Below are 25,193 nucleotides of genomic sequence, written 5' to 3' on the forward strand. Positions count from 1 at the left end.
GGACGCCGAGGCGTCAGTCGTGGCCCTGGTCGAGCAGGCGCCGCAGCATGGGTTCGATGCGCGAGAGTTCGTCGAGATGCGCGGCAGACAGTTCGGCCAGGCAATCGTCGGCGCGCTCGGTCAGCCGCAGCAGCACGCGGCGGTGATCGTCCTTGTCCTGATCGCGCACGACCAGTCCTGCCTCGCCGAGTCGGTTGACCAGTTCGACGGCGCTGTGGTGGCGGATGCGCAGGCGCTCCGCCAGGTCGCCCACCGTCACCGGCCCGCCACCTGGAAAACCCTTGATCGCCAGCAGCGCCTGGTGCTGGCGCGGGGTCAGGCCGGCGTCCTCGGCCTGCACCTGGCTGAATTCGAGGAAGCGGCGGAGCAGGTAGCGGAATTCCGACAGCCGCTCGTAGTCGGATTGCCGGATGGCGGCGCGAGGGGTCCTGGGCTGTAGTGTCTTGGGCTGTAGTGTCTTGGGCGGCTGCATCATATCGCAGATGTCTTCGTTTTCCGGTGAAAGCTCAAACGAAATTTCGAACGAAACCGGCTTGAACAGATATATCGTGTTACGATACATAGCCGACCGACAGCCGGCTGGCCACTTCGACCGTGCCGCAAAACCAGACACGGCCGCCGCCAGGAAGCAAAGCCACCATGAAGACCCACAATTCCAATCCCGGTCATCTCAGGGATTTCACCACGGATGCCAGGGTGCTGCTCGTCGCCGCGATAGCGGTGGTGGTGGCGACCGCGGGGCTGTTTGCCGGCATCGCGCTTCTGAAGCTGATACGGCTGGCGACCAACATCGCCTATTTCGGCCAGTTCTCGCTTGCCGAGCTGAAGCTGCAGGATACGCCGCTCGGGCTCGCCGCCGTCATCGTTCCGGTCATCGGCGCGCTGATCATTGGCCTGATGGCTAGATATGGCAGCGAGAAGATCCGCGGCCACGGCATTCCCGAAGCCATCGAGGCGATCCTGCTCGGGCGCTCCAGGCTCGACGCCAAGGTGGCGATCCTGAAGCCGCTGTCGTCGGCGATCTCGATCGGCTCCGGCGGGCCGTTCGGCGCCGAGGGTCCGATCATCATGACCGGCGGCGCCATCGGCTCGCTGATCGCGCAGATGCTGCCGGTCAGCGACAACGAGCGCAAGACGCTGCTGGTGGCGGGTGCGGCGGCGGGCATGACCACCGTGTTCGGCACGCCGATCGCCGCCATCATGCTGGCGGTGGAACTGCTCCTGTTCGAATGGACGCCGCGCAGCTTCATTCCAGTGGCGGTGGCGGCCATCGTGGCGGAGGTGGAGCGCACGGTGCTGCACATGCCGGGGCCGATCTTTCCGTTCCAGGGCGGCATGGCGATTTCCTTCCTCGACCTTGGCGGCTGGGTGCTGGTCGGCATTTGCGCGGGTCTTTTGTCCGGGCTGCTGACGCAGATGGTCTATGCCTGCGAGGACGGCTTCCAGAAGCTGCCGATCCACTGGATGTGGTGGCCGATGCTCGGCGGCCTTGCGGTCGGCATAGGCGGCCTGATCGACCCTCGGGCGCTCGGCGTCGGCTATGACAACATCGCCGACATGCTGGACGGCCGCACGATCGCCACCGCGGCGCTGCTGCTTTTGGTGGTCAAGGCGGTCATCTGGTCCGTGGCGCTCGGTTCGGGGACCTCGGGCGGCGTGCTTGCGCCGCTGTTGATAATGGGCGGGGCAATGGGGGCGGTGCTAGCCGGGGTCCTGCCGGCGGCGGACCCGGGCTTCTGGGCGCTGCTGGCCATGGCCGCCACCATGGGCGGCACGATGCGCGCGCCGCTGACGGCCACTTTCTTCGCCGTCGAGCTGACCGGCAACACGCATGTGCTGGTGCCGCTGATCGCGGCCTGTGCCGCGGCGCACGCGGTCACCGTGCTGTTGATGAAGCGTTCGATCCTGACCGAGAAGATCGCCAGGCGAGGACATCACCTTGTGCGCGAATATCGCGTCGACCCCTTCGCGCTGACCAGGGTGCGAGAGGTGATGACGTCAGAGGTCGAGAGCGTGCCGGCGACGATGACGCTGCATGGGGCGGCCGCCTTCCTGACCGCACCGGAAACCCGGCATCCGAGCTTTCCCGTGATTGACGAAAACAGGCAGGTGCTCGGCCTCATCGATCCGCCGGCGATCCTGCGCTGGCGCCGTGCCGGCAAGCACCGGACGACGACGCTCGGCGAACTGCTTAACGGCAGCAAGGTAACGCTCGCCTATCCCGACGAATATCTGGAATGGCTGTCGGACAAATTGTTGATGGCCAATGTATCGCACCTGCCGGTCGTCAGCCGGGAAGACCAGCAACTGGTCGGCTATGTCGGGTGGAAGGATCTTATGCGGGTGCGCTCGCGCAAGCAGGCCGAGGAGCGCGAACGCTCGACCTTGCTTGGCTTCGGCAGCAGACGCCGGAAAGAGGAAGGCGAGGTTTCTTCTTAAACCTCGCCGGCTGCGCCACGCTTTGCCCACTCCAGGACACGCAGCCTGAGCGCCGAGGACAGGTTGGTGTCGCGGGGCCGCGTTTCGTCGACTTCGGCGACCAGGGCGGCGAGCGTCAGCTTCCTTGCCGCCGCCATCGCCACGAGATCGTCATGGAAAGGCTTTTCGAGGGAATAGCTGGTGCGATGGCCGCGAATGGTCACCGAGCGTTTTTCGACGGCGCTCATTGACCGTCACTGGGCTCGCTCGTTTCGCCGGACTTTTCGCGATGATGCCCGGCGACGAACGTTGCGCTCTTGTCGGCGATCAGGCGGTCGCGTTGCTTTTCGGCCTTGGTGCGGCCGTGCAACGCGCGATTCTCGCTGGCCGTCTGTTCCTTGCCTGCCCGTGCCTTCTGCTTGCGAGCCTGACGAAGGTTGACGATGTCGGCCATCCCAAGCCTATTTCTTGCGGAAGGCGTCGAGCGAAACCACTTCGGCGCCCTTGGTGCCGGCATCGGCGGCGGTGGGCTTCTTTTCCGGTTCTGCGGCGGCGGCCTTCTTGTCCGCCTTCGGCTTCTTCTCGGAGACGATGGTCAGCGGTTCGGGCGCCGGTGCGGCCGGTTCCTCTTCGGGCTGCGCATCGGTCTTGACGTCGAATTCGAGCTCGAAATTGACCGAGGGATCATAGAAGCCGCGCACGGCCGAGAACGGGATTTCGAGTTTCTCCGGCACGTCGGAGAAGGAGAGGCCGACCTCGAAGCCGGTGTCGGTGACCTTCAGATCCCAATACTGGAACTGGATGACAATGGTCATCTGCTCGGGATAGCGCTCGCGCAGCCGCGACGAGACGCGCACGCCGGGCGCGCCGGTCAGAAAGGTGATGAAGAAATGATGGTTGCCGGGGAGGCCGGTGCGCGCGACCTCGGCCAGGACCTTGCGCATGACGCCGCGCAACGCCTCCTGGGCCAGAATGTCGTAGCGGATGTGGTCGTCGGCCATGAGGTGGTCGGGTTCCGTTGAATCGTCCGCATAGCTGTAATCAAGCTTGAGGGCGGCGTAAACCTGATATAGATCGCCGCCGCGCCGAAGCCAGGACTATTGCAAATGATTTGATCGGCAAGGCGGCTTCGCCGCAACCGCAAATGTTATGCGTTAGCCAGCGCAGTGTGTCTTTTGACGCTGGTCGGGGAAGGGCGCTTGCCGAAAGCGCGCAGGAAGGTGCGCACGCCTGATGTCGCCGACTGCACCACTTCATCCTCGCTCGGCGTGCCGCCGAGCATGAAGGTGGTCTGCAATTCGGCATTGACGAGGCCGAGGAACTGGCGCGCCGCCACGTCGGGATCGTCGATCGTGAGATGGCCGCCATAGGCGAGGCGGGCGAAACGGGCGGCTATTGCCGGCCATGTCCTGCCAGGCCCCTGTTCGCGCCACTCGGCAAACAGCTCCGGATAGCGCTCACCCTCGGTCTGGATCAGCTTGCGCAGGAATTTTCCGTCGCGGTTGCAGATGCAGTTCTGGTTCAGCCGAACCGCAAAAGCGATCAGGTCGGCCTCGAGATCCCCAGGCTGGTCGGGAAAGGTGGCGATGGTGGCGAAAATGCCGGCGTTGCAGCGCTCGGTCAGGTCGCGCACCACGGCGATGAACAGCTTTTCCTTGTCGCCATGGTGGTTATAGACGGTCTGGCGCGAAACGCCGGCCTCGGCCGCGATCAGGTCGATATTGGCGCCGGCGAAACCCTCGCGGCAGAACACGCCGGCGGCGGCGTCGACGATCGACATGCGCTTGGCCTCGTGGCCGCGTGGCGGAAAAGTGTCAGGAGAAACGCCCGGTCTCATGGAAATCTATATAGAGGTGATTGACGATTTGGACAAGAGTGTCTAAATTTGTGGACACGATATAAGGGGTTTCACTCCAAAGGGACGAATAAATTCGCTCCAGGAGTCGGAACTCCACGGGATGGAACGTCCTGGGGTCAGACGTCGCCTGGCGGCGGCAACCAGATTCGAAAGAAGCCAATATCATGAGTCCCAAATTCCTCCGCATCGCGGTCGTGCTCGGCCTGTTGTCCGCCATCGGCCCGTTCGCAATCGACATGTATCTGCCCGCGCTGCCGTCGATCGGCACCGATCTGCATGCCGGCACCGCCGCCGTGCAGATGAGCCTTTTGATCTTCTTCCTGTCGATGGGTTTCGGCCAGATCGTCGTCGGGCCGATCTCCGACATGGTCGGCCGCAAGCTGCCGCTCTATGGCGGCCTGGCGCTGTTCATGGCCGGCGGCATCGGCTCGGCAATGGCGCCGACCATCGAGTGGCTGATCGCCTTCCGCTTCCTGCAGGGGCTTGGCGCCAGTGCCGGCATGGCCATTCCGCGCGCCATCGTGCGCGACCTGCACACCGGCAACGAGGCCGCCAGGCTGATGTCGCTCTTGATGCTGGTGTTCTCGGTGTCGCCGATCCTGGCGCCGCTGACCGGCAGCCAGATCATCGAGAATTTCGGCTGGCGCGCCGTGTTCTGGACGGTGACGGGTGCGGCGGTGCTTGCCACCATCCTGCTCGCGACCTCGCTCAAGGAGACGCGGCCGGCGGAAGAGCGCGTCGGGTCCTCCTTCGGCACCGCGCTTGCCGGCTACCGCTTCCTGATGGGCGACCGCAACTTCCTTGGCCTGGTGTCGATCGCCGGCTTCGGCATTGCGAGCTTCTTTGTCTATCTGTCGAGTTCGTCCTTCATCCTGATCGACCATTACGGGCTGTCGCCTTCGGTCTACAGCGTGTTCTTCTCGATCAACGCGGTCGCCTTCATCGGCATGTCGCAGTTGACCGGCCTGCTTTCGGAACGCTTCGGGCTGAAGCGCGTGGTGTGGGTGGCGGTGACCGGCTATGCCACGACGATGGTGGCGCTGTTCGCGATCATGGCTTCCGGTGTCGACAGGCTCGACGTGATGGCGGCGCTGCTGTTCGTCGGCTACGGCTTCCTTGGCCTCGTTATCCCGACCACGTCGGTGCTGGCGATGGAAGAGCATGGCGAGATCGCCGGCACGGCGTCGGCGCTGATGGGCACGCTGCATTTTGCCATCGGCGCGCTCGCCATGGGCGTTGCCGGCGTGTTCTTCGACGGCACGCCGCTGCCGATGGTCGCCGGCATCACGCTGTGCGCGGTGATTTCGTTCGCACTGGCGAAGCTCACCCTGGGCCGTTCGCGGGAAGCCGTCGAAGCGCCGGCGGAATAGGCACAGCTCACTGAAGCGGGAAAGGCCGGGTCGATCCCGGCCTTTCTTGGGCAGGGCATCCCGCACAAGACTGCTGTCTGGCTGACGCGCTCAGCGAAGTTCCTGGGCGAGGCCGATGAGAAGCCCGCCAGGCCCACGGATATAGCAGAGCCGATACACGTCCTGGTATTCGACCACTTCGCCCACGAGCTGCGCGCCGCGCGTGCGGAGCCTTTCAAGCGTAGCGTCGATGTCGTCCACGGTGAACATGACGCGCAGGTAGCCCAATGCGTTGACCGGGGCATTCCGGTGATCCTCGACGACGGTCGGCCTGTGGAAGCGGGAGAGCTCCAGCCGGCTGTGGCCGTCCGGCGTACGCATCATGGCGATCTCGACATGCTGATCGCCCAGTCCGGTGACACGCCCGGCCCATTCTCCTTCGACCGTGGCCCGCCCTTCGAGTTCGAGGCCGAGTTCGCGAAAGAAATCAATCGTCGCCGCGAGGTCCTCGACGACGATTCCTACGTTGTCCATTCGCTTGAGCGCCATATTTCCGATCTCCAAGGGGTGTCGTTTCAGTCTACAAGGCATCGCCTGGTCCAACAACGCACAGGAAAGGGCCGGATTTCTCCGACCTCTTTATGTCCGCGACGTCGGCGGCAATCCAGCAGCGTCGAGGAGGAAGCGTATACGTTCCTCGACTGGGGCAAGCGGCAAGGTCACCAGTTCATAGCCCAGTTCCGTGTAGACGCCGACCAGCGCGTGATAGGTGCGCTCGGCCTCGTCGAGCGTTTGCTTGCGTTCTTCGTCCTGCGCGAAGATTTCCGGCCAGGGTGGGGCAATGAAGACGCGGCGCGCATAGCGGATTTTTTCCGCCGCGTTGACGGCATGATCGGGCACCGGCAGGCCGCAAAGCCTGAGGTAGCCGAGCGTGTCGGCCACGCCGCGGTCGAAAAAGACGGGCCCTTCCTGTTCGCTCGCATTCCGATACGAGCGCATCTCCCAAGACAGCATCAGTTCGGCGAACAATGCGCGATCGCTCCAGGGCAGGGCCGTTCCACCGATGGCGGATTGGTCTCGGATGATGCCGCGTCCCGCCTCGACGGATGTCGCAAAGCCTGCTCGACGCAAGGCTTCGATCAAAGTGGTCTTGCCGGAACCCGGACCGCCGGTCAGCACGAAGAATCGATCGAGATCGTTTTGCATCTCTTGTCCATGGGGAGAATGCGCGACGGTTTCGCGCCCCAACGGCCATGCGAAGCCGGCCGGTGCGAGCCTGCCGTTGCGTGATGATATCGAGAGGGGAGAAGTGGAGGTTTCTGTTGCCAGGTACCTCCGAACCCCGCCTAGAAGTGCGAACCCCTAGGGCTTGATTTGAAGCTATCGCACTGCATTAAGCAGCGAGACGTGCTTCCGCATAGTTGTCGTTGGCAACTATAAGTTTAGCCCGATGACGGTGGTACAATGCCGGGCAAAAGTACGATCTTTACACCTTCGTCGATCCTATTTCGCCCCCATCAAAAACCGCTCTGTCCTCGACAGCGGCTTTTGGTGGAGGCGCCGGGTACCGCCCCCGGGTCCGAACGGCTTATTTCATCGCCCATTTATCGCCATAGTCGGTCAAGCCGACAAAACGAATATAGGGGGTGGCGGCGAGAAATGAAAGACCGCAATGGGGCTTTGTGCCTGTGTCAAATCGCGACGGCATGGGTTGACTTGGGCGCGGTCTCAACCGAAGCTTTGCGGCGGTGAGGAGTTACCGACCTAGCGCACAAATTGCGAAGCGCGCCACAGCCCTCATCGATCGGATCGGTGGCGCCGACGAGGGGAATTTTTGATGGCCGACTATCTTGCGGATGTGAAGAAGTATGACGGCGCGGCAAGCGCCGACGTGGTCGAAAAGATCGTCAAGCATCTGGGCATTGCGCTCAGGAACCGCGACTCCTCGCTGGTGTCCTGCACGGACCCGAAGGAGCTCGAGCGCGTCAAGGAGAGCTGGGTGGCCAAGAAGCTCGGCGTCAGCGACGGGGCGAAGGCCGATGCGGCGATCGAGAAGACCTGCAAGGCGATGGCCGCGGATCACAGCAAGGGCCGCGTGACCTTCTACTATCTGGTGGCCAAGGATCTGGGCAAGCTCGCTTCCCTGTGACGCTCGCGCATCAGTTTGCGAAGGCTGGTACGGCAGAATAGCCGCTCCAGCTTTTATTTTTGCTTTGTCGGGGTTTGCGCCGCCCCTCACCTGCCTGCCGGCACCCGTCATTCGAAAAGCCAAGCAGTTGGCTTTTCGCCCGCTACGCGGACCATTCCTCAACTCCCCGTATAGTGACGGGAGAGGGGATCTGCCATCGATGATTTCGCCAATGACCAACGTTGCAAAAAGGGCGCCAGCGTAGCGGCCAGCTTCTTTCTCTCCGTCACAATACGGGGAGAAATGCCCGGCAGGGCAATGAGGGGCAGCGCAGACGCTGGAAAGAGTGGTGGGGCAAGCGTCGCTTTGTACCGTTTTGCTGTGTTCGGCCGCCGGTCTGGCGCTATAATGCCCAAACACTCGAATCGAGCCGGAACCGATGCGCCAGTATCTCGACCTCTTGCAGCATGTGTTGGAAAACGGCGCCGATCGCGGCGACCGCACCGGCACCGGCACGCGCTCCGTGTTCGGCTACCAGATGCGCTTCGACTTGGCGCGTGGCTTCCCCGTCACCACCACCAAGAAGCTGCATCTGAAGTCGATCATCCATGAGTTGCTGTGGTTCCTGGCCGGCGACACCAACATCAAATATCTGACCGACAACGGCGTTACGATCTGGGACGAATGGGCCGACGAGAATGGCGACCTCGGTCCGGTCTATGGCAAGCAGTGGCGGTCCTGGCCGGACGGTCATGGCGGCTCGATCGACCAGATTGCCAATCTTCTCAAGGAGATACGCCGCAATCCTCAGTCGCGGCGGCTGATCGTCTCGGCCTGGAATCCCGCCGAGGTGGAAGCCATGGCGCTGCCGCCCTGCCACTGCCTGTTCCAATTTTACGTCTCGGAGGGCAGGCTTTCCTGCCAGCTCTACCAGCGCTCCGCAGATATCTTCCTCGGCGTGCCGTTCAACATCGCGTCCTATGCGCTGCTGACGCTGATGGTAGCGCGGGTGACCGGGCTGAAGCCGGGTGATTTCGTCCACACGCTCGGCGACGCCCATCTCTACTCGAACCATTTCGAGCAGGCGCGCGAACAGTTGCGGCGCACGCCGAGGGCGCTGCCGACGATGTGGATCAATCCTGACGTGAAAGACCTGTTCGCTTTCCGCTTCGAGGATTTCCGCCTGGAAAACTACGTCGCCGACGCCTCGATCAAGGCGCCCATCGCGGTCTGAGCCGCGGCTTTCTCAATCGATGCCGACCATCACGTCCGAGGCCTTGACCACGGCATAGGCCTGCTTGCCCTTTTCAAGCTCGAGATCGGCGACGGCCTCGTTGGTGATCGAGGCGGTGACGACAGTGCCGCCACCGATGTCGATCCGGACATGCGAGGTGGTGGCTCCCTTTACGATTTCGGTGATCGTCCCCTTGAGGACGTTGCGGGCGCTGATCTTCATTGGCGTTCCTTTCGCGGTCTGTTCCGCGGTCGTCTTATCAGAACAATCGCGCCGCGCCACCCACAAGACCAGATGGCGTTTCGGCGGGGCGGGCCTTCCCTTGTTATATCCATGCGGATATATCGGTTCACAGGCTTCGAGCCGATCGGATTTGGACCCAGGGAGAGTTTTCAATGACGCGCATAGGTTTCGGGTTGAGGGCGATCGCCATTGGCGGTTTTGCAGCGACATTCATGGCCACGGTGCCGGCAGCGCACGCGGAGGACAAGGTGGTGGTGTTTGCCGCAGCCAGCCTCAAGGATGCGCTCGACGCGGTCAACAAGGCTTGCAAGGCCGATGTCGGCGAGGCCGCGACCGTTTCCTATGCCGCGAGTTCGGCATTGGCCAAGCAGATCGAGGGCGGCGCACCGGCCGATGTCTTCATCTCGGCCGATCTCGACTGGATGAAATATCTCTCCGACAAGAAGCTGACCAAGCCCGACACCGAAGTGAAGCTGCTCGGCAACGAGATCGTGCTGGTGGCGCCGAAGGACTCGACGGTCGAAACCAAGATCGAGAAGGGTTTCGACCTCGCCAAGCTGGTTGGCGACGGCAAGCTCGCCATGGGCGACTTCAAGGCGGTGCCGGCCGGCAAATACGGCAAGGCTGCACTCGAATCGCTCGGCGTCTGGTCCTCGGTCGAGGCCAAGGTTGCGCAGGCCGAGAATGTGCGTGCGGCGCTGAAACTGGTGTCGACGGGCGAGGCCGCCCTCGGCATCGTCTATGCCACCGATGCGCATGCCGAAAAGGGCGTCAAGGTGGTCGGCACCTTCCCCGAGGATTCACATCCGCCGATCATCTATCCGGTTGCCCAGACCGCCGATTCGAAGGACAAGGAAACGCCGGCCTTCCTGAAATGCCTGCAGTCCGCCAAGGCCGGCACGCTCTTCAAGGAACAGGGTTTTACCGTGCTCACGCCGAGCAACTGAGTTCGAAAGGCCCTGATACCGCACGATGAACTGGCTGCTGGACCTCACTCCCGACGAATGGAATGCGGTCCGGCTGTCCATCAAGGTGGCGACGGTGGCGATGCTCGCCAGCCTGCCGCCGGGCATAGCGATCGCACTGCTGCTTGCCCGGGGGAAATTCTGGGGCAAGACACTGCTCAACGGGCTGGTGCACCTGCCTCTGATCCTGCCGCCCGTGGTGACCGGTTATCTCCTGCTTCTGGCTTTCGGTAAACGCGGTCCGGCCGGCGCCTTCCTGGCCGACCATTTCGGCATCGTCTTCTCGTTTCGCTGGACGGGCGCGGCGCTCACCTGCGGCGTCATGGGCTTTCCCCTGATGGTGCGGGCGATCCGGCTGTCGATCGAGGCGGTCGACCGCAAGATGGAGGCGGCGGCGGGCACGCTCGGCGCCAACCCTTTGTGGGTGTTCGGCACCATCACGCTGCCGCTGATCCTGCCCGGGCTGATTGCCGGCGCCATCCTGTCGTTCGCCAAGGCGATGGGCGAGTTCGGCGCGACCATCACTTTTGTCTCCAACATCCCCGGCGAGACGCAGACGCTGCCGTCGGCGATCTACACCTTCACCCAGGTGCCGGGCGGCGATGAAGGGGCGCTGCGGCTGACGCTGATTTCCATCGTCATCTCGATGGCGGCCCTGGTCGCCTCGGAAGTGCTGGCGCGGCGCGTCGGGCGGCGGATGGACATCGAATGAGCGTGCTTGTCGACATCAGCCACCGGCTTGGCGATTTCGCCATCGACGCCCGTTTCGAGAGCGCCGGGCGGCTGACGGCGCTGTTTGGACCCTCGGGCTCCGGCAAGACGACGCTGATCAATATGATCGCCGGGCTGATCCGGCCCGACAAGGGCCGCATCGAGGTCGATGGCCGCGTGCTGGTCGACACCGGTGCCGGCATTTTCGTACCAAGGCACAAGCGCCGCATCGGCATGGTGTTCCAGGACGCACGCCTGTTTCCACATATGAGCGTGATGAGCAATCTGCGCTACGGCCGCTGGTTCACGCCGGCGGCGGAACGCTACGCGGATGTGGACGCTGTCGTCGAACTGCTCGGCATCGGGCCGTTGCTGAACAGGCGCCCGGCAAAGCTCTCGGGCGGCGAGAAACAGCGGGTGGCGATCGGCCGGGCGCTGCTTGCGAGCCCAAGGCTGCTGCTCATGGACGAGCCGTTGGCCTCGCTCGACGAAGCGCGCAAGGCCGAGATCCTGCCCTATATCGAGCGGCTGCGCGACGAGACGAAGATCCCGATCGTCTATGTCAGCCATTCGGTTGCCGAGGTGGCCCGGCTGGCGAGCGACGTGGTGATGCTGGCGCGGGGCAAGGTCACGGCCAGCGGTCCGACCGAGGCTGTCATGCAAAGGCTCGACCTGCTGCCGGCCGAGGAGCGCGGCGAGGGTGGGTCGGTGCTGGACACCAAGGTGCTGCGTCACGACGAGGCTTTCGGCATGACCGTGCTCGGCTCGGCCGCCGGCGAGATCCGCGTGCCGCGCCTTGAAATGAGGCCCGGGGCTTCGGTGCGTATCCGCATTCGCGCCCGCGACGTGATGATCGCCACGGAGAAACCGACGGGCCTCAGCGCCCTCAACATCCTGCCCGGCACGATTGTCGCGATCAGCCCGGGCGAGGGGCCGACGGTCGAGGTCGGCATCGACTGCAATGGCGCAACCGTGCTCGCCCGCATCACCGAACAGTCGCGGCAGGCGCTGAAGCTGCGGCTCGGCGGCAAGGTTTTCGCGGTGGTCAAGACCGTGAGCTTCGACCGCGCCAACACCGGCGCCGGCTTGCCGCTCGGGGCCGACGGCTGACAGGGGCAGCGATCGGCGCTATATTGTTTTGGAATAACGGTTGCCGAGACTGAAGCGACCGTGGAGGACCATAAATGCCATCGCTGAGCCTGCGGATAAATCTCGATCCGGACGGACGGATAGGTCCTGGCAAGATCGAGCTCCTGGAGCACATCGCCACCTTCGGCTCAATCTCGGCCGCCGCGCGCGGCATGGAGATGTCCTATAAGCACGCCTGGGATCTGGTCGAGGACATGAACCGGGTGTTCGGCAAGCCGCTGGTGGCGGCGCAGACCGGCGGCCGCAAGGGAGGCGGCGCGCAGCTGACGACGGTCGGCCTGGCCGTGGTCAGCCGTTTTCGCGCCATCGAACGCGCGGCGAGCGCGGCGGCGGCGACGCATATGGATGCACTGCAGGCGGAGATCGAGGCGGGGTAGAGTAGTCAGTAGTCAGTAGTCAGTAGGGAATTAGGCGGCCTCGCTACTCACTACTCACTACCCATTACTCCTGCTTTCTCAGCAAATACGTATCCATGATCCAGCCCTTCTCCTCGCGGGCTTCCTCGCGGCGCTTTTTGATCTCTTCACCGACATCGCCGAGGCGGCCGGAAATGATGATTTCATCCGGCGTGCCGAGATAGGCGCCCCATTGGATGAAAAGATCCTGGTCGGGAAGCGTGTTGAAGGCGCATTTGCCGTCCAGCATGACGATCGCGCTGCCGGCATTGTCCGGCATGCCTTCCTCGGCCAGGCGGCGGCCGGTGGTGACCAGCACGGAATCGCCGATGCGGTTCAGTGCCGTCTTGTGGCTGGCGGCCAGCGCCTGGATGGCTGTTATGCCGGGGATGACTTCGAGGTCGAAGGCGACATTGCCCCTCAGGCGAACCCGCTCCAGGATGCGCAGGGCGCTGTCGTAAAGCGAGGGATCGCCCCAGATCAGGAAAGCGCCGCAGCCATCCCCGGCAATCTCGTCGCGGATCAGGCCCTCGTAGATGGCCGCGATGGCTTCGTGCCAATCGTCGACGGTCGAGCGATAGGAAGACGTTGGTTCGGCGCGCACCGGCACGTCGAACTCGACGCGGCGTGAGGCCGGATTGGTGACGAAGCGGTCGCAGATCTCGCGCCGCAGGTCGGCAAGGTCATTCTTCCTGGCGCCTTTGTCCGGAATAAACAGGACGTCCGCCCTGTTCAGGCCTGTTATGGCCTGCACGGTCATGTGGTCGGGATTGCCGGCGCCGATGCCGATGACGAGAAGCTTGCGCATGCGGCGCACTCCTGCCCGATCGCAACCTGTTAGTCCAGACCGCCCGCGTGTCCAGACCGCCCCGTGTCAGACCTGAGGACTGTCGTGGAAGGGCTTTGAAACGCCACATTGAAACAGCTAGGGTCATCCAGGCATTCCAGCCGAGGGGGGCTTCGATGTTGCGATATGGTTTGATTTTGGCGTTGGCGCTTTCGGCCGCGCCTGCCCTGGCCAACGACTCGATCGCAGAGCTCGGCACCGGCGGCCTGATCCTGTCGCGCAGCGATGCCGTGGCGATGCAAAGCGAGGACCTCTTCATCTCGCCTGAAAAGGTGACGGTCGACTACGTCTTCCACAACAACACCGACAAGGATGTCGAGGCGATCGTCGCCTTCCCGATGCCCGACATTTCGGGCGATCCCGAAGAGATGCCGGCAATCCCGGAAAACCAGAGCGACAATTTCCTCGGCTTCGAGGTGACGATCGACGGAGCGCCGGCAAAGCCGCAACTCGAGCAGAAGGTGTTCGCTCTCGGCATCGACATCGGCGCCGATTTGAAGGCCCAGAACGTGCCGTTCAACCCGTTCGGCGATGCCGCCAAGGCAGCATTGGCGAAGCTGCCGCAAGCGGTGGCCGACGACTGGGTCGGCCGCGGCATCATCATCGAGGATCCGGGAGCCGATAGTGGCGGCCAGAAACAGGCTTATGCGCCGTTTTGGCAGTTGCGCTCGACCTATTGGTGGCGCTCGACCTTTCCGGCCAACAAGGACGTTCACGTCTCGCACCGCTACAAGCCCAGCGTCGGCGGCACCTCATCGGTCAGTTTTTTCAATGACGGCCAGTTCCAGGGCTCATACGCCGCCTACAAGACCCGCTATTGCATGGACGGCACCTTCGAGAACGCGGTGCGCAAGGCGGCGAAGGACAATCCGGACGGATATCCCAAATTCTACGAAAGCCGCATCGCCTATATCCTGACCACCGGCGGCAACTGGGCGACGGGCAGCATCGGCAAATTCAAGTTGACCGTCGACAAGGGCAACCCGAAGGCGCTGGTCTCGTTCTGCGGCGACAATGTCAGGAAGGTCGGGCCGACAAGTTTCGAGATGACGGCGGACGACTTTTATCCGGACCACGACATCGACATCCTGATCCTCAATCCTTCGGACAGCAACACAGGGGATGCCAATTGATGGATGTCGCGATCTATGTCGCCATCGCCGAGAACGGCGTGATCGGGCGCGATGGCGGGTTGCCGTGGCGGCTCTCCACCGATCTCAAGCGCTTCAAGGCCGACACGATGGGCAAGCCCATCATCATGGGCCGCAAGACCTATGAAGGCATTGGCCGGCCGCTGCCGGGCCGGTTGAACATCATCGTCACCCGCGACAAGGCCTGGCGCGCCCAGGGCGTCGAGGTGGCGCACTCGCTGGAAGCGGCGATCCAGCTGGCAAAGGTGCGGGGACGCTGCATGAGCGGCATCGACGAGGTCTGCGTCATCGGCGGCGGCGAGATCTATGCGCAGGCGCTGCCGCTCGCCGATCGTCTGCACGTCACCCATGTCCTTGCCGCCGTCGACGGCGATGCGCATTTCCCGCCGATCGACCCTGATAAATGGCGCGTGGTCAGTTCGCAGGAGATTCCGTCCGGCGAAAAGGACAGCCATGCGACGCGCTACACGGTTTACGAGCGTCGTCGCGAGACGGTTTGAAGACAAAAAGGGCATTGAAGGACGACAAAGGGTCGCTACCGGCCCAAAACGGATGAAGTCTTCGGCGCATCGCGTTGAAAGCGCGCCGTGGCGTCCCTATAGAAGAACGACACTGGATTTGCGCCGTAACTCCGGCGCTTGAGGGAATTCCAAGCGAAAGGACATTCATGCCCTGGAACGACAAAGGTGGCGGAGGCGGCGGCCCATGGGGCGGCGGCGGTAACAATCAGGGACCCTGGGGGCAGGGACCAAAGGGACCGAGCGGCCCGCAGGGGTCGCCTCCCGACCTCGAAGACATCATCCGCCGCGGCCAGGATCGGCTGAGGCGCGCGTTGCCCGGCGGCGGTGGCGCCAGTCCGGCCGTCTTCGGCCTGATCGCGGCGGCGCTGGTCGTGTTGTGGGCGTTCCAGGCGGTCTATACCGTGCAGCCCGACGAGGTCGCGGTCGAACTGCGCTTCGGCAAACCGAAGGCCGAACTTTCCCAACCAGGCCTGCATTTCCACTGGTGGCCGCTCGAGACCGTCGAGACCGCCAAGATCTCCGAGCAGCTCGTCGACATCGGCGGCGGCAACACCAGCGGCAACGGCCTGATGCTGTCGGGCGACCAGAACATCGTCAATGTGCAGTTTTCGGTGGCCTACCAGGTCTCCGACCCGCGCGCCTACCTGTTCGACGTCTCCGATCCGGACGGCATGCTGCGGCAGGTCGCCGAGAGCGCCATGCGCGAAGCCGTCGGCCGCCGGCCGGCGCAGGACATTTTCCGCGACGACCGCCAGGGCATCGCGGCCTCGGTGCGCGAGATCATCCAGAATACGCTCGACGGCTACAAGGCCGGCCTGCAGGTCAACGCGATCTCGATCGAGGACGCCGCGCCGCCACGCGAAGTGGCCGATGCGTTCGACGAGGTGCAGCGCGCCGAGCAGGACGAGGACAAGTTCGTCGAGCAGGCCAACCAGTATTCCAACCAGAAGCTCGGCCAGGCGCGCGGCGAGGCCGCACAGGTCCGCGAAGACGCGGCCGCCTACAAGAACAGGGTCGTGCAGGAAGCCGAGGGCGAGGCGCAGCGCTTCATCTCGGTCTATGACGAATACGCCAAGGCGCCCGACGTGACGCGCAAGCGGCTTTATCTGGAAACCATGGAGAAGGTTCTGAAGGACTCCGGCAAGGTCATCGTCGAGCAGGGCAACGGGCAAGGGGTCGTTCCCTATCTGCCGCTGCCGGCATTGCAGCAGAAGCCGGCGGCTCCGGCGGCACTTGGCGCGACCACGGGAGGTAACCAGTGATGGGTAACCGTCTTCCCGTATTCGTCGTCATCGCGGCGGTCATCCTGTTCCTCATCTATTCCTCGGTCTTCGTGGTCAATGCGCGCCAGCAGGCGCTGGTGCTGCGCTTCGGCGAGATCGTCGACGTCAAGACCGAGCCCGGCATCTACTTCAAGGCGCCTTTCTCGTTCTTCGACGCCGATACGGTGCAACTGATCGAGAACCGCGTGCTGCGCTTCGACCTCGACAACATCCGTGTCCAGGTCTCGGGCGGCAAGTTCTACGAGGTCGATGCCTTCATCGCCTACCGGATCTCGGATCCGCGCGTGTTCCGCGCCGCGGTGTCCGGCCAGATCGAACTGGCCGAGGCGCGGCTCAGGACCCGTCTCGACGCAGCGCTCCGCCGCGTCTACGGCCTGCGCGACTTCGAGGCCGCGCTCTCCGAAGAGCGCGCGGTGATGATGCGCGAAGTGCGCGATCAACTGCGGCCCGACGCAACCTCGCTCGGCCTGCAGATCGAGGATGTCCGCATCCGCCGCACCGATCTCACGGCCGAGGTCTCGCAGCAGACCTTCGACCGCATGAAGGCCGAACGGCTGGCCGAAGCCGAAAGGCTGAGGGCGCGCGGCAACGAGGCGGCGCAGCGCATCCGCGCCCGCGCCGACCGCGAAGTCGTCGAGATCATCGCCGAGGCGCAGAAAGAGTCCGAGATCCTGCGCGGTGAGGGCGAAGCCCAGCGCAGCGCCACCTTCGCCGACGCCTACAAGCGGGATCCCGCCTTCTTCGACTTCTACCGGTCGATGAATGCCTATGGCACCGCGCTGGACAATACCGGGACGACGATGGTGCTGTCGCCAAGTTCGGAGTTCTTCCGCTACTTCCGCGACCCCGACGGCAAGGATGGCCCGGCGAAAGCGCCGGCACCCGCCGCGCCGGCGGCACCCGCCGCGCCGGCGGCACAACCAAGCACCGGCCAGTAACGGCCGGTGCAGGACTTCTTCGCGGCGATAGGCCTGGTCCTCGTCATAGAGGGCCTGGTCTATGGCGGCTTTCCCGGCTTTGCGAGGAAGCTCGCCGGCGAGGTGCTGTCGATGCCGGAGAATGCGTTGCGGATCGGTGGGCTGGTGGCGATCGCCATCGGCGTCGGTGTCGTCTGGCTGGTGCGGGGCGGGTAGAAGCGGAATAACGCTCGATTTACACTCTGCCGATAGTCATAGCCGCAAACGTGCCGTATTTCTTGCCATCATGGCGCGACACGGCGTTTTCGTCGAAGCGCTTTTCTCTTTCAGAAATGCCGGGAGGCTTCTCGATGACATCCAACACCTTTTTGCGCGCCGCTCGACGGACGCTGGTCGCCGGCGCCGCGGCGCTTGTCCTGGGCACCGCGGCCGTTCCGTCCTTCGTGGCACCGGCATTCGCCGCGGATGGGCCTGCCTCGGTCGCCGACCTGGCGGAACGCGTGCTCGGCGCCGTGGTCAACATCTCGACCTCGCAGACGGTGAAGGGCACGGAAGGGCCGGGCGCGGTGCCGATGCCGCAGCTTCCCGAAGGCTCGCCCTTCCAGGATTTCTTCGACGATTTCTTCAAGAATCGGGGCGGCGAGAAGGATGGCGGCTCGCAGAAGGTGCAGTCGCTGGGCTCCGGCTTCGTCATCGACGCCGAGCAAGGCATCGTCGTCACCAACAACCACGTGATCGCCGACGCCGATGACATCGAGGTCAATTTCTCCGATGGCGTGACCTTGAAGGCGACGCTGGTCGGCACCGACACCAAGACCGACGTCGCCGTGCTGAAGGTCGACCCGAAAGGCCACAAGCTGACGGCGGTGAAATTCGGTGATTCCACCAAGATGCGCGTCGGCGACTGGGTGATGGCGGTCGGTAATCCGTTCGGCCTCGGCGGCACGGTCACGGTCGGCATCGTCTCGGCGCGCAACCGCGATATCAATTCGGGACCCTATGACGACTTCATTCAGACCGACGCGGCGATCAATCGCGGCAATTCGGGCGGACCGCTGTTCAACAGCGCCGGCGAGGTCATCGGCATGAACACGGCGATCATTTCGCCGTCCGGCGGCTCGATCGGCATCGGCTTTTCCATTCCCTCGCAGCTCGCCTCGGGCGTTGTCGACCAGCTGCGCCAGTATGGCGAGACGCGGCGCGGCTGGCTCGGCGTGCGTATCCAGCCGGTGACGGACGACATTGCCGAAAGCCTCGGCATGGCGACCGCCAAGGGCGCGCTGGTGGCCGGCGTCATCAAGGGCGGCCCTGTCGACAACGGTACCATCCAGGCCGGCGACGTCATCATCAAGTTCGACGGCAAGGATATCCATGAAATGCGCGACCTGCCGCGCGTCGTCGCCGAAAGCCCGGTCGGCAAGGCCGTCGACGTGCTGATCGTGCGCAAGGGCGTCGAGCAGACGGTGAAGGTGACGCTCGGCCGGCTCGAGGATGGCGAAAAGCTCGCCAGCGGCGAGAATGGCAACACCGACCAGGACAAGGGCGGCGACAAGGCTCCGGCCGTTTCGACCGCCGCGGTGCTCGGCATGACGGTCGGCGAGCTCAATGACGAGACGCGCAAGAAGTTCAGCATCGCCGCCGATGTCTCCGGCGTCGTCATCACCGACGTGGCCAAGGATTCGGCCGCCGCCGAACGCGGTATCCAGCCGGGCGAGGTGATCACCGAGATCGCGCAGGAATCGGTCGCGACGCCCAAGGACGTCATGGACCGGATCGGTGCCTTGAAGGAGCAGGGGCGCAAGAACGCGCTGCTGATGCTGGCGTCGAAGACCGGTGAGTTGAGGTTCGTGACGATCCGGATGGATTGAATCCGGTAAACCCTGCAACGCTTTGATTTCAAGAAAGAGGGCGGCTAACGGGCCGCCCTCTTTGTTGCCTGCCAGTCTTGGCGAGACAGCCGGTAGAACACATGCCGCTTGAGCGCGGGATGGCTGTCGGGAATGCCGGGATGATCGAAATCGGCGGATGGATCGGCGCTCATGCCGAGGCGCCGCATGACCGCTGTCGAGTGGTCGTTGTTGGCGACCGCGAAGGAGACGATCTCGTCGAGCCCCAGCGTTTCGAAGCCGTGGGTGAGCCATGCCTCGGCGGCCTCGGTGACGTAACCCTTGCCCCAGAATTCAGGCGCCAGCCGCCAGCCGATCTCGATCATGCTGGCCGGCAGGAAGTCGAGGTGGTCGGTTCCGGTTATGCCGACAAAGCCGATGCATTCGCCAGTGGCGGCGACCTCGACCGCGGTGAAGCCGATGCCGTCGCGATCGATGGCGGCGCGCAACGCGTCCATCTTGGCATCCGCCGTCGCCCGATCGCGGCGAAACGGGAAGAACTCCATCACGCGTTCGTCGGAATTGATGCGGTGGAACAATCCGCGGTCGCGATCCTCCCAATTGCGCAGGATGAGGCGTTCGGTACGGAGTGGTTTCATTGCACGAAGTCTTCCTGGCGGTAGCCCTGCAGATAGAGCAATGCGGTCAGGTCGCCATGGTCGATGCGAACCCTGGCCTGTGCCGCCACCGTCGGTTTGGCGTGCAGCGCGACACCGGTGCCGGCGAGGCGGATCATGTCGAGATCGTTGGCGCCGTCGCCGACGGCTATCGCATCGGCCGGCGTCAGGCCAAGACGCGCCGAGATTTCGAGCAATGCATCGGCCTTGGCGGCGCGGCCGAGGATCGGCTCGCCGACCAGTCCCGTGAAGCGTCCGTCCTGTTCGAGCAGGCGGTTGGCGCGGTTCTCCTGAAAGCCGAGCATGGCGGCGATGCGCGTGGTGAACACCTCGAAGCCGCCCGAGACGAGCGCCGTCCAGGCGCCGTCGGCGCGCATGGTCTGGACGAGCGCGCGGCCGCCCGAGGCCAATGTCAACCTGTTGGCGACGATACGGTCGACCACGGCCGCGTCGAGCCCTTTCAGCAATGCCACGCGCTCGCGCAGCGCCGGCTCGAAGGCGATCTCGCCATTCATCGACCGCGCTGTGATCGAAGCGACGCGGTCCTTGACGCCGATCTCATCGGCCAGTTCGTCGATGCACTCCTGGTCGATCATGGTCGAATCCATGTCGGCGATGAGGATTTTCTTCCGCCTCGTTTCAGCCTGCTGGACGATGACGTCGACCGGCTCCGAGGCCAGTGCGGCGCGCAACGCGTCGGTCATGTCGGCGGCATCGGCCCCTTGCGGCAGGGCCAGATCGCAGGCAATGCCTTCGGCAAGCCAGACGACAGCGCTTGCGCCCACCGATCCTGAGGCCATATTCGCAAGCGACGGCGACAAAGCGCGGTCAATGGGACGGGACACAAGCGTGGCGATGAGCGGCATCGAGAATTCCGGCGCGGATGCGGACGAAGGCCGCGTGAAGAACGCGATCCTGATAGCCGGGCCGACCGCCAGCGGCAAGTCGGCGCTGGCGCTCGACCTGGCCGAACGCACAGGCGGCGTCATCGTCAACACCGATTCCATGCAGGGTTATTCGGTTCTCGACGTTCTGACCGCCAGGCCCGAGGCGGCCGACCTCGCACGAGCGCCGCATTTTCTCTACGGGCATGTCCATCCAGGCACGGCCTACTCGACCGGCGCCTGGCTGCGCGACGTCATGAAACTCATCGACGAGGGAACGCTCGCGCGGCGACCGATTTTCGTCGGCGGCACCGGCCTTTACTTTCGCGCCCTGGCCGAAGGCATTTCGGAAATGCCCGACATTCCGCAGCGGATTCGTGACCGCTGGCGCTATGAGTTGAAGGAGCACGGCGCGGTCAAGTTGCACGGCATCCTGCTGCGCGAGGATTCGAAAATCGCCATGCAGCTGAAGCCGACCGACAGCCATCGCATCGTACGCGCGCTCGAAGTGCTCGACGCGTCCGGTCGGTCGATCCTGGAATGGCAGGCCGAGCGCGGCCGGCCGCTGATCGACAGGCGGAGCGCGCATTTCCTGGTCATCGAGCCGGATCGGCCGGCGCTGGTCGGCCGTATCGAAAGGCGCTTCGACCAGATGCTGGACAAGGGCGCGCTGGAGGAAGTCGAGCAGCTTGCGGCCCTGCGTCTCGATCCGGACCTGCCGGCGATGAAGGCGATCGGGGTTCGTGAGCTGCAGGCCGCCATGGCGGGGCAATCGAGCTTTCCCGAAGCGATCGAACGCGCCAAGATCGCAACACGGCAATATGCCAAGCGGCAGGCGACGTGGTTTCGTCATCAGCTGGGGCCGGAATGGCGGAGATTGTGCCCCGGTGACGATTTCGAAACGACGATCCAAACACTTGTTGCTAATGCAACTTAAAAAGTTGACCCCGCAGTCAGGGTTCCCGCCGAAGTTGTCGGAATTAACGCTCCGTAAGTCCGTCCGTGCCATAAGGTCGTGGGGCACTTTTCCATCGGGGAGCAGATGCGTTTCCATAAGGCGGAATCCGCTTTTTTCGTCTTTATCTTCGTGATCCTGGCCGCGGGCCTGGTGACGCTGCACGCCTATGGACAACTACAATCCTTCTCCACGGAACTGCATACACCCTCGGGCCTGGACAAGGTCATCTACCTCAACAAGCTCCTGTTCGCGACCGGCGTACTGCTTGCCACCGCGCTGTTTTTCGGCATCTTCTTCATCTATCCGCTGATCCGCAGACAGGCGACGGAAGAAGGCAAGCTGCGCGCCATGACGGTTTCGCTCAGCGCCCGCTCCGAGACGTTCGAGCACGCCGCCCTGACCGACGGCCTGACCGGCATGCAGAACCGGCGTTATTTCGACGACGCGCTCAAGGAATATCTCGAGGAATTCCGGCGCATCGAGAAGCCGGTCGGGTTGATGATCCTCGACCTCGATCATTTCAAGCAGGTCAACGACACGCATGGCCACGATGTTGGCGACGAGGTGCTCAAGGCCGTCGCCAGCTGCCTCAAGGACATGACCCGCTATCATGACGTGGTGGCACGGCTGGGCGGTGAGGAGTTCGCCGTGGTCACGCCCAACATGGAGGCGGACCTTTTGGCCAAATTCGCCGAGCGCATCCGCAAGGCGATCGCCAACATGTCGATCCTCTCCGGCAACAATGTCCGGCTCAAGATCACCACCAGCGTCGGGCTTGCCGTCTGGGACCGCAAGGAAACGGCCGAGGAGTTCTACCGCCGGGCGGACCGCCAGCTCTATGAGGCGAAGAGGCAGGGCCGCAACCGCGTCTGCGCCTAAAATCCCGTCAGTGAATTCGTGAGGCCGGCCGTCTGGCGCCGTTTTCTGCGCTTCCCCATTCTACTGCGTCGCAGTAGAACTGTGCTCACGGACTGAATGTCCGCTCCGCTCCGGTTCGAAACCGACGCCAGCCGACTCAGCCTGACGAATTCCCTGACGGGATTTACCCAAGCTTGCCGACGAACACGGGATGTGATCCGCTTGCGCGGATTCTTGGAAATGTTCGCAGAGATTTGTAGCGCCCAGGTCTCAATCGTTCTGCGGACGCAGGCCGAAGGTGGCGGGTTTGAGGCCGTAGCGCGTATCGAAATCCTCGTCCGACTGCACGCGTGCCGCCGATGGCGGCTTGCGGTAGTCGGGGTCGCCGGCCTGCCGGCCGGAATCGACCACCTCGGCGAAAGCCATCGCCTGCTGCGTCGGTTTCGGCACGTTGCGCAGCCGCTCGACGATCGCCACCAGATCGACGTCGCCGGTTTTCGAAGTGACTTCTTCCTCGCGCTTGGCCGTGCCGGGCAATAGGTGAGCGGGCAGCCTTTCGAATTTCAGGCGCATGGTCGTCGCCACGCCTTCGCCGAAGGCGATCGCTTCGCGCTGGCCCATGGAGGACAGGAAAGCCAGCGTGGAAGCGGAAGAGTCGGCGATGGCCGAGCGGATGATCGCCTGGTCCTGCTCGTTGGCGAGCCGCATGGCGAAGAAGGTCGAGCATTGCGACAGGATGGTCGGGTCGAGCTCACCCGGACGCTGGGTGACGACGCCGAGATAGCAGCCATATTTTCTGCCTTCCTTGGCGATGCGCGACAGAGCGTGCCGGGTCGGCGCGAAGCCGAGGCGCGGGTCGGCGGGCATGTAGCGATGCGCTTCCTCGCATAAAAACAGGAGTTGCAGCTTGCCTTCGCTCCACAGAGCGAGGTCGAAGGCCAGACGCGCCAGCACGGAACAGACGGAATTGACCACCTCCGATGGCATGCCGGCCATCTCGAAGCAGGTCACCGGGCGGCCATGATGCGGGACACGGAAGATGTTGCCGATCGTCTCGTGGATGGTGTCCTCGATCAGGCGTGAATTGAACATGAAGCGGTAGCGGGGATCGGCGGCCGCCGATTCGATGCGCGTCTTCAGCGATTTGAGCGTCGGGCGGTCGGTCTTGCTTTCGAGCATGCCCATGCGCTCGTCGATCTGCTTGAGCAGGTCGGCGATGCGGTAGGGCACCGGCGTATCGGCGGTCAGCGCATCGTTGCCGCGCCTGAGGTAGGCGCCTGAATTGGGGTTGCGATAGAGGTTCTTGGCGAGCGGAATGAGGTCGCGAAGGGCGTCGATCTCTTCCGGCACCGTTTCGCGTCCGCGAAACAGCACTTCGGCGAATTCCTCCAACGTGAACATCCAGAACGGCAGGTCGAGTGTCTTGGCATCGACCTTGACGCAATATTCGGGCAGCGAGGCCGCGAACTCGTTGTGCGGATCGAGGATCAGGATGCGCAGGTCGGGTCGCGCCGCGATCGACTTGCGCAGCAGCAGCGACACGGCGGTCGACTTGCCGACGCCGGTCGTGCCGACAATGGCGAAGTGGCGCGCCAGCGTATCGTCGATGGCGATGTTGGCGGCGATCGCCTCGTCCTGCGCCAGCGATCCGATGGTGATCGAATGGCGGCCGGCCAGATCGTAGACGGCCTGCAGGTCGCGCGTGCGGATACGGTGCGCGACGGCGCCGATATGCGGATAGGTGGTGATGCCGCGGTCGAAGATCGGCTTGGCGCCGGGTTCGGCACCGTCGCGCACTTCGCCGATCAGCTCGATGCTGACCTCGATGGCGTTCTGGCCCTCGTTGCTCCAGGCGCGATCCGACTTGCCGATCGCATAGACCAGGCCAACGGTGCGCGTCGTGCCCAGATTGATCGAGATCATCTTGCCGACCGTCCACAGGCCGGTGATTGCGCCGTCGTGATCGTCCGCGTAGGCGGCGATGGTGGCGCGCGCGCCGTCGCATTGCACGACGTTGCCGAGGATGCGCCTGTCGTTCTGCTCTGCGTTGCGGCGCTCCTGAGATGTCGGTTCTCCGACGGAAGCTTCGCGTTCGACATACATGGACAGGCCAATCCCCATTTCCCTGGAGACGGAACCTACAGGAACGGGGTTAAGGTCGGATGAGGTCGGATGGTGTAGAGAGGATTAAGGCCCCGATGCAAATTGTGGCGAAATGGCTCTTCACGAGTCTTGTTGCTTCGCTATAATGGACGAATGGATGATATAGCGAACGATATTTCTTCGACCATCGGCAAGCGGATTCACACCGAAAGGACCGTGCGGGACTGGTCGTTGGCCGAACTCGCCGAACGGTCCGGCGTTTCCAAGGCGATGCTGAGCACGATCGAGCGCGGCATGACCAGCCCGACCGCAGCACTTCTGGTGCGCATCGCGGCGGCCTTCGGCATGACGCTGTCGACCCTCATCGCGCGTGCGGAACTGCAAGGCGGCGGGCTGCTGCGCGCGGCCGACCAGCCGGTGTGGCGTGACCCCGATACGGGTTATGTCAGACGGCATCTGTCGCCGGCGAGCGAGATGCCGCTCGAACTGATCAAGGTCCACCTGCCGGCGGGCGCCAAGGTCAGCTTGCCCGCGGCGTCCTACGCTTTCATCAAGCAGCAGATCTGGCTGATCTCGGGAAAACTCGAATTCACCGAAGGTGATCAGGTTCACAAGCTCGAACCCGGCGACTGCCTGGCGCTGGGCGCGCCTTCGGATTGCATCTTCCACGCGCTGGAGCCGGGCGCCGACTATCTCGTCGCGCTGGTCAGGGGCTGAC

General features: G+C 63.8%; 29 protein-coding genes and 1 other RNA gene. 17 read left to right on the forward strand and 13 right to left on the reverse strand.

Features of this window, described 5'->3' with window-relative positions:
• Window positions 1–13 precede the first annotated feature (13 nt).
• A complete protein-coding gene (locus tag LB569_RS12460) occupies window positions 14–472 on the reverse strand; it encodes a MarR family winged helix-turn-helix transcriptional regulator (protein WP_411970219.1) in 459 nt (152 codons plus the stop codon).
• A gap of 167 nt (window positions 473–639) precedes the next feature.
• On the opposite strand from LB569_RS12460, the gene LB569_RS12465 reads away from it, so the two are divergent.
• Window positions 640–2,439 carry a chloride channel protein gene (locus LB569_RS12465; RefSeq protein WP_224692505.1) on the forward strand — a complete coding sequence of 600 codons (1,800 nt, stop codon included), beginning with the start codon at window positions 640–642 and terminating at the stop codon, window positions 2,437–2,439.
• Here the strand turns inward: LB569_RS12465 and LB569_RS12470 are convergent.
• From LB569_RS12470 to LB569_RS12485, 4 genes are all read right to left on the reverse strand, one after another.
• Window positions 2,436–2,666, reverse strand: coding sequence for a ribbon-helix-helix domain-containing protein (locus LB569_RS12470; protein WP_140701860.1), 231 nt, complete (start codon window positions 2,664–2,666; stop codon window positions 2,436–2,438). The genes LB569_RS12465 and LB569_RS12470 overlap by 4 nt on opposite strands.
• Complete coding sequence (locus tag LB569_RS12475; protein ID WP_224692506.1) at window positions 2,663–2,872, reverse strand: DUF4169 family protein; 210 nt, start codon at window positions 2,870–2,872, stop codon at window positions 2,663–2,665. The genes LB569_RS12470 and LB569_RS12475 overlap by 4 nt, the downstream gene beginning before the upstream one ends.
• 7 nt (window positions 2,873–2,879) lie before the next feature.
• Window positions 2,880–3,419 carry an SspB family protein gene (locus tag LB569_RS12480; protein WP_140701858.1) on the reverse strand — a complete coding sequence of 180 codons (540 nt, stop codon included), beginning with the start codon at window positions 3,417–3,419 and terminating at the stop codon, window positions 2,880–2,882.
• Window positions 3,420–3,565: 146 nt separating this feature from the next.
• Window positions 3,566–4,255 (reverse strand): TetR/AcrR family transcriptional regulator, encoded by a 690-nt coding sequence (locus LB569_RS12485; RefSeq protein WP_224540000.1) that lies wholly within the window; start codon window positions 4,253–4,255, stop codon window positions 3,566–3,568.
• 185 nt (window positions 4,256–4,440) lie between these two features.
• On the opposite strand from LB569_RS12485, the gene LB569_RS12490 reads away from it, so the two are divergent.
• Complete coding sequence (locus tag LB569_RS12490) at window positions 4,441–5,646, forward strand: multidrug effflux MFS transporter (protein WP_224692508.1); 1,206 nt, start codon at window positions 4,441–4,443, stop codon at window positions 5,644–5,646.
• A gap of 90 nt (window positions 5,647–5,736) precedes the next feature.
• Here LB569_RS12490 and LB569_RS12495 read toward each other — a convergent pair whose 3' ends face one another.
• The 3 genes from LB569_RS12495 to ssrA all read right to left on the reverse strand — a co-directional run bounded on the left by LB569_RS12495 (window position 5,737) and on the right by ssrA (window position 7,294).
• On the reverse strand, window positions 5,737–6,174 hold the full coding sequence (locus LB569_RS12495; protein WP_224692518.1) for a VOC family protein: 438 nt from the start codon (window positions 6,172–6,174) through the stop codon (window positions 5,737–5,739).
• Between the two features lie 90 nt (window positions 6,175–6,264).
• Window positions 6,265–6,831 carry an AAA family ATPase gene (locus LB569_RS12500; protein ID WP_140701854.1) on the reverse strand — a complete coding sequence of 189 codons (567 nt, stop codon included), beginning with the start codon at window positions 6,829–6,831 and terminating at the stop codon, window positions 6,265–6,267.
• A 102-nt stretch (window positions 6,832–6,933) separates the two neighbouring features.
• Window positions 6,934–7,294, reverse strand: a transfer-messenger RNA (tmRNA) gene (gene ssrA / locus LB569_RS12505).
• Window positions 7,295–7,462: 168 nt separating this feature from the next.
• Here ssrA and LB569_RS12510 point away from each other — a divergent pair.
• Window positions 7,463–7,774, forward strand: a complete 312-nt coding sequence (locus LB569_RS12510; protein WP_140701853.1) for a DUF2853 family protein — start codon at window positions 7,463–7,465, stop codon at window positions 7,772–7,774.
• A gap of 418 nt (window positions 7,775–8,192) precedes the next feature.
• Complete coding sequence (locus LB569_RS12515; RefSeq protein WP_140701852.1) at window positions 8,193–8,987, forward strand: thymidylate synthase; 795 nt, start codon at window positions 8,193–8,195, stop codon at window positions 8,985–8,987.
• Window positions 8,988–8,999: 12 nt separating this feature from the next.
• On the opposite strand, the gene LB569_RS12520 is transcribed toward LB569_RS12515, so the two are convergent.
• Window positions 9,000–9,209, reverse strand: a complete 210-nt coding sequence (locus tag LB569_RS12520; RefSeq protein WP_224692520.1) for a molybdopterin-binding protein — start codon at window positions 9,207–9,209, stop codon at window positions 9,000–9,002.
• Between the two features lie 173 nt (window positions 9,210–9,382).
• Here LB569_RS12520 and modA point away from each other — a divergent pair, with 173 nt between their 5' ends.
• The 4 genes from modA (at window position 9,383) to LB569_RS12540 (ending at window position 12,432) form a co-directional block, all read left to right on the forward strand.
• Entirely contained in the window at window positions 9,383–10,177 is a 795-nt protein-coding gene (modA, locus tag LB569_RS12525; RefSeq protein ID WP_224692522.1) for a molybdate ABC transporter substrate-binding protein, read from the forward strand.
• A gap of 25 nt (window positions 10,178–10,202) precedes the next feature.
• A complete protein-coding gene (modB, locus tag LB569_RS12530) occupies window positions 10,203–10,907 on the forward strand; it encodes a molybdate ABC transporter permease subunit (protein ID WP_224692534.1) in 705 nt (234 codons plus the stop codon).
• Window positions 10,904–12,016 (forward strand): molybdenum ABC transporter ATP-binding protein, encoded by a 1,113-nt coding sequence (modC, locus tag LB569_RS12535; RefSeq protein ID WP_224692536.1) that lies wholly within the window; start codon window positions 10,904–10,906, stop codon window positions 12,014–12,016. Before modB ends, modC begins: the two co-directional genes overlap by 4 nt.
• A 74-nt stretch (window positions 12,017–12,090) precedes the next feature.
• On the forward strand, window positions 12,091–12,432 hold the full coding sequence (locus LB569_RS12540) for a winged helix-turn-helix domain-containing protein (protein WP_140701847.1): 342 nt from the start codon (window positions 12,091–12,093) through the stop codon (window positions 12,430–12,432).
• A gap of 64 nt (window positions 12,433–12,496) precedes the next feature.
• Here LB569_RS12540 and cobF read toward each other — a convergent pair whose 3' ends face one another.
• The gene (cobF, locus tag LB569_RS12545; protein WP_224692538.1) at window positions 12,497–13,258 is read right to left on the reverse strand and encodes a precorrin-6A synthase (deacetylating); all 762 of its coding nucleotides are present in this window, start codon (window positions 13,256–13,258) and stop codon (window positions 12,497–12,499) included.
• Window positions 13,259–13,413: 155 nt separating this feature from the next.
• Between cobF and LB569_RS12550 the strand changes: the two genes are divergently transcribed.
• From LB569_RS12550 to LB569_RS12575, 6 genes are all read left to right on the forward strand, one after another.
• The gene (locus LB569_RS12550) at window positions 13,414–14,430 is read left to right on the forward strand and encodes a DUF4424 domain-containing protein (RefSeq protein ID WP_224692539.1); all 1,017 of its coding nucleotides are present in this window, start codon (window positions 13,414–13,416) and stop codon (window positions 14,428–14,430) included.
• Window positions 14,430–14,948, forward strand: a complete 519-nt coding sequence (locus LB569_RS12555; protein WP_224692541.1) for a dihydrofolate reductase — start codon at window positions 14,430–14,432, stop codon at window positions 14,946–14,948. Before LB569_RS12550 ends, LB569_RS12555 begins: the two co-directional genes overlap by 1 nt.
• Before the next feature lie 167 nt (window positions 14,949–15,115).
• Entirely contained in the window at window positions 15,116–16,231 is a 1,116-nt protein-coding gene (gene hflK / locus LB569_RS12560; protein ID WP_224692544.1) for an FtsH protease activity modulator HflK, read from the forward strand.
• Window positions 16,231–17,190, forward strand: coding sequence for a protease modulator HflC (gene hflC, locus LB569_RS12565; RefSeq protein ID WP_224692546.1), 960 nt, complete (start codon window positions 16,231–16,233; stop codon window positions 17,188–17,190). Before hflK ends, hflC begins: the two co-directional genes overlap by 1 nt.
• Window positions 17,191–17,196: 6 nt before the next feature.
• Complete coding sequence (locus LB569_RS12570) at window positions 17,197–17,385, forward strand: DUF2065 domain-containing protein (protein WP_224692547.1); 189 nt, start codon at window positions 17,197–17,199, stop codon at window positions 17,383–17,385.
• A 134-nt stretch (window positions 17,386–17,519) separates the two neighbouring features.
• A complete protein-coding gene (locus tag LB569_RS12575; RefSeq protein WP_224540024.1) occupies window positions 17,520–19,037 on the forward strand; it encodes a DegQ family serine endoprotease in 1,518 nt (505 codons plus the stop codon).
• 44 nt (window positions 19,038–19,081) lie between these two features.
• Here LB569_RS12575 and LB569_RS12580 read toward each other — a convergent pair whose 3' ends face one another.
• Both LB569_RS12580 and serB read right to left on the reverse strand, forming a co-directional pair.
• On the reverse strand, window positions 19,082–19,654 hold the full coding sequence (locus tag LB569_RS12580) for a GNAT family N-acetyltransferase (RefSeq protein WP_224692549.1): 573 nt from the start codon (window positions 19,652–19,654) through the stop codon (window positions 19,082–19,084).
• A complete protein-coding gene (serB, locus tag LB569_RS12585; RefSeq protein ID WP_224692550.1) occupies window positions 19,651–20,538 on the reverse strand; it encodes a phosphoserine phosphatase SerB in 888 nt (295 codons plus the stop codon). The genes LB569_RS12580 and serB overlap by 4 nt, the downstream gene beginning before the upstream one ends.
• On the opposite strand from serB, the gene miaA reads away from it, so the two are divergent.
• Both miaA and LB569_RS12595 read left to right on the forward strand, forming a co-directional pair.
• Window positions 20,528–21,493, forward strand: a complete 966-nt coding sequence (miaA, locus tag LB569_RS12590) for a tRNA (adenosine(37)-N6)-dimethylallyltransferase MiaA (protein WP_224692601.1) — start codon at window positions 20,528–20,530, stop codon at window positions 21,491–21,493. The genes serB and miaA overlap by 11 nt on opposite strands.
• A 105-nt stretch (window positions 21,494–21,598) precedes the next feature.
• Window positions 21,599–22,393: a GGDEF domain-containing protein gene (locus LB569_RS12595; protein ID WP_140701837.1), complete on the forward strand. Its 795-nt coding sequence runs from the start codon at window positions 21,599–21,601 to the stop codon at window positions 22,391–22,393.
• Between the two features lie 249 nt (window positions 22,394–22,642).
• Here the strand turns inward: LB569_RS12595 and LB569_RS12600 are convergent, their stop codons facing one another.
• Window positions 22,643–24,475 carry an ATP-binding protein gene (locus LB569_RS12600; RefSeq protein ID WP_224692552.1) on the reverse strand — a complete coding sequence of 611 codons (1,833 nt, stop codon included), beginning with the start codon at window positions 24,473–24,475 and terminating at the stop codon, window positions 22,643–22,645.
• 153 nt (window positions 24,476–24,628) lie between these two features.
• Here LB569_RS12600 and LB569_RS12605 point away from each other — a divergent pair, with 153 nt between their 5' ends.
• Window positions 24,629–25,192, forward strand: coding sequence for a helix-turn-helix domain-containing protein (locus LB569_RS12605; protein WP_224692554.1), 564 nt, complete (start codon window positions 24,629–24,631; stop codon window positions 25,190–25,192).
• The last annotated feature ends 1 nt before the right edge of the window (window position 25,193 follow it).

The sequence above is a fragment of the Mesorhizobium sp. BH1-1-4 genome, from assembly GCF_020165665.1.
GTDB lineage: Bacteria > Pseudomonadota > Alphaproteobacteria > Rhizobiales > Rhizobiaceae > Mesorhizobium.

Coding starts and splice junctions, on each gene's coding strand:
- LB569_RS12480 (WP_140701858.1), bottom strand. CDS start 3,419: ATGGCCGACGACCACATCCGCTACGACATTCTGGCCCAGGAGGCGTTG.
- hflC (WP_224692546.1), top strand. CDS start 16,231: ATGGGTAACCGTCTTCCCGTATTCGTCGTCATCGCGGCGGTCATCCTG.
- LB569_RS12490 (WP_224692508.1), top strand. CDS start 4,441: ATGAGTCCCAAATTCCTCCGCATCGCGGTCGTGCTCGGCCTGTTGTCC.
- cobF (WP_224692538.1), bottom strand. CDS start 13,258: ATGCGCAAGCTTCTCGTCATCGGCATCGGCGCCGGCAATCCCGACCAC.
- LB569_RS12485 (WP_224540000.1), bottom strand. CDS start 4,255: ATGAGACCGGGCGTTTCTCCTGACACTTTTCCGCCACGCGGCCACGAG.
- LB569_RS12460 (WP_411970219.1), bottom strand. CDS start 472: ATGCAGCCGCCCAAGACACTACAGCCCAAGACACTACAGCCCAGGACC.
- LB569_RS12600 (WP_224692552.1), bottom strand. CDS start 24,475: ATGTATGTCGAACGCGAAGCTTCCGTCGGAGAACCGACATCTCAGGAG.
- LB569_RS12470 (WP_140701860.1), bottom strand. CDS start 2,666: ATGAGCGCCGTCGAAAAACGCTCGGTGACCATTCGCGGCCATCGCACC.
- LB569_RS12595 (WP_140701837.1), top strand. CDS start 21,599: ATGCGTTTCCATAAGGCGGAATCCGCTTTTTTCGTCTTTATCTTCGTG.
- LB569_RS12555 (WP_224692541.1), top strand. CDS start 14,430: ATGGATGTCGCGATCTATGTCGCCATCGCCGAGAACGGCGTGATCGGG.
- LB569_RS12580 (WP_224692549.1), bottom strand. CDS start 19,654: ATGAAACCACTCCGTACCGAACGCCTCATCCTGCGCAATTGGGAGGAT.
- LB569_RS12510 (WP_140701853.1), top strand. CDS start 7,463: ATGGCCGACTATCTTGCGGATGTGAAGAAGTATGACGGCGCGGCAAGC.
- LB569_RS12520 (WP_224692520.1), bottom strand. CDS start 9,209: ATGAAGATCAGCGCCCGCAACGTCCTCAAGGGGACGATCACCGAAATC.
- modA (WP_224692522.1), top strand. CDS start 9,383: ATGACGCGCATAGGTTTCGGGTTGAGGGCGATCGCCATTGGCGGTTTT.
- modB (WP_224692534.1), top strand. CDS start 10,203: ATGAACTGGCTGCTGGACCTCACTCCCGACGAATGGAATGCGGTCCGG.
- LB569_RS12500 (WP_140701854.1), bottom strand. CDS start 6,831: ATGCAAAACGATCTCGATCGATTCTTCGTGCTGACCGGCGGTCCGGGT.
- LB569_RS12575 (WP_224540024.1), top strand. CDS start 17,520: ATGACATCCAACACCTTTTTGCGCGCCGCTCGACGGACGCTGGTCGCC.
- LB569_RS12605 (WP_224692554.1), top strand. CDS start 24,629: ATGGATGATATAGCGAACGATATTTCTTCGACCATCGGCAAGCGGATT.
- LB569_RS12465 (WP_224692505.1), top strand. CDS start 640: ATGAAGACCCACAATTCCAATCCCGGTCATCTCAGGGATTTCACCACG.
- LB569_RS12540 (WP_140701847.1), top strand. CDS start 12,091: ATGCCATCGCTGAGCCTGCGGATAAATCTCGATCCGGACGGACGGATA.
- serB (WP_224692550.1), bottom strand. CDS start 20,538: ATGCCGCTCATCGCCACGCTTGTGTCCCGTCCCATTGACCGCGCTTTG.
- LB569_RS12475 (WP_224692506.1), bottom strand. CDS start 2,872: ATGGCCGACATCGTCAACCTTCGTCAGGCTCGCAAGCAGAAGGCACGG.
- LB569_RS12515 (WP_140701852.1), top strand. CDS start 8,193: ATGCGCCAGTATCTCGACCTCTTGCAGCATGTGTTGGAAAACGGCGCC.
- LB569_RS12495 (WP_224692518.1), bottom strand. CDS start 6,174: ATGGCGCTCAAGCGAATGGACAACGTAGGAATCGTCGTCGAGGACCTC.
- hflK (WP_224692544.1), top strand. CDS start 15,116: ATGCCCTGGAACGACAAAGGTGGCGGAGGCGGCGGCCCATGGGGCGGC.
- miaA (WP_224692601.1), top strand. CDS start 20,528: ATGAGCGGCATCGAGAATTCCGGCGCGGATGCGGACGAAGGCCGCGTG.
- LB569_RS12550 (WP_224692539.1), top strand. CDS start 13,414: ATGTTGCGATATGGTTTGATTTTGGCGTTGGCGCTTTCGGCCGCGCCT.
- modC (WP_224692536.1), top strand. CDS start 10,904: ATGAGCGTGCTTGTCGACATCAGCCACCGGCTTGGCGATTTCGCCATC.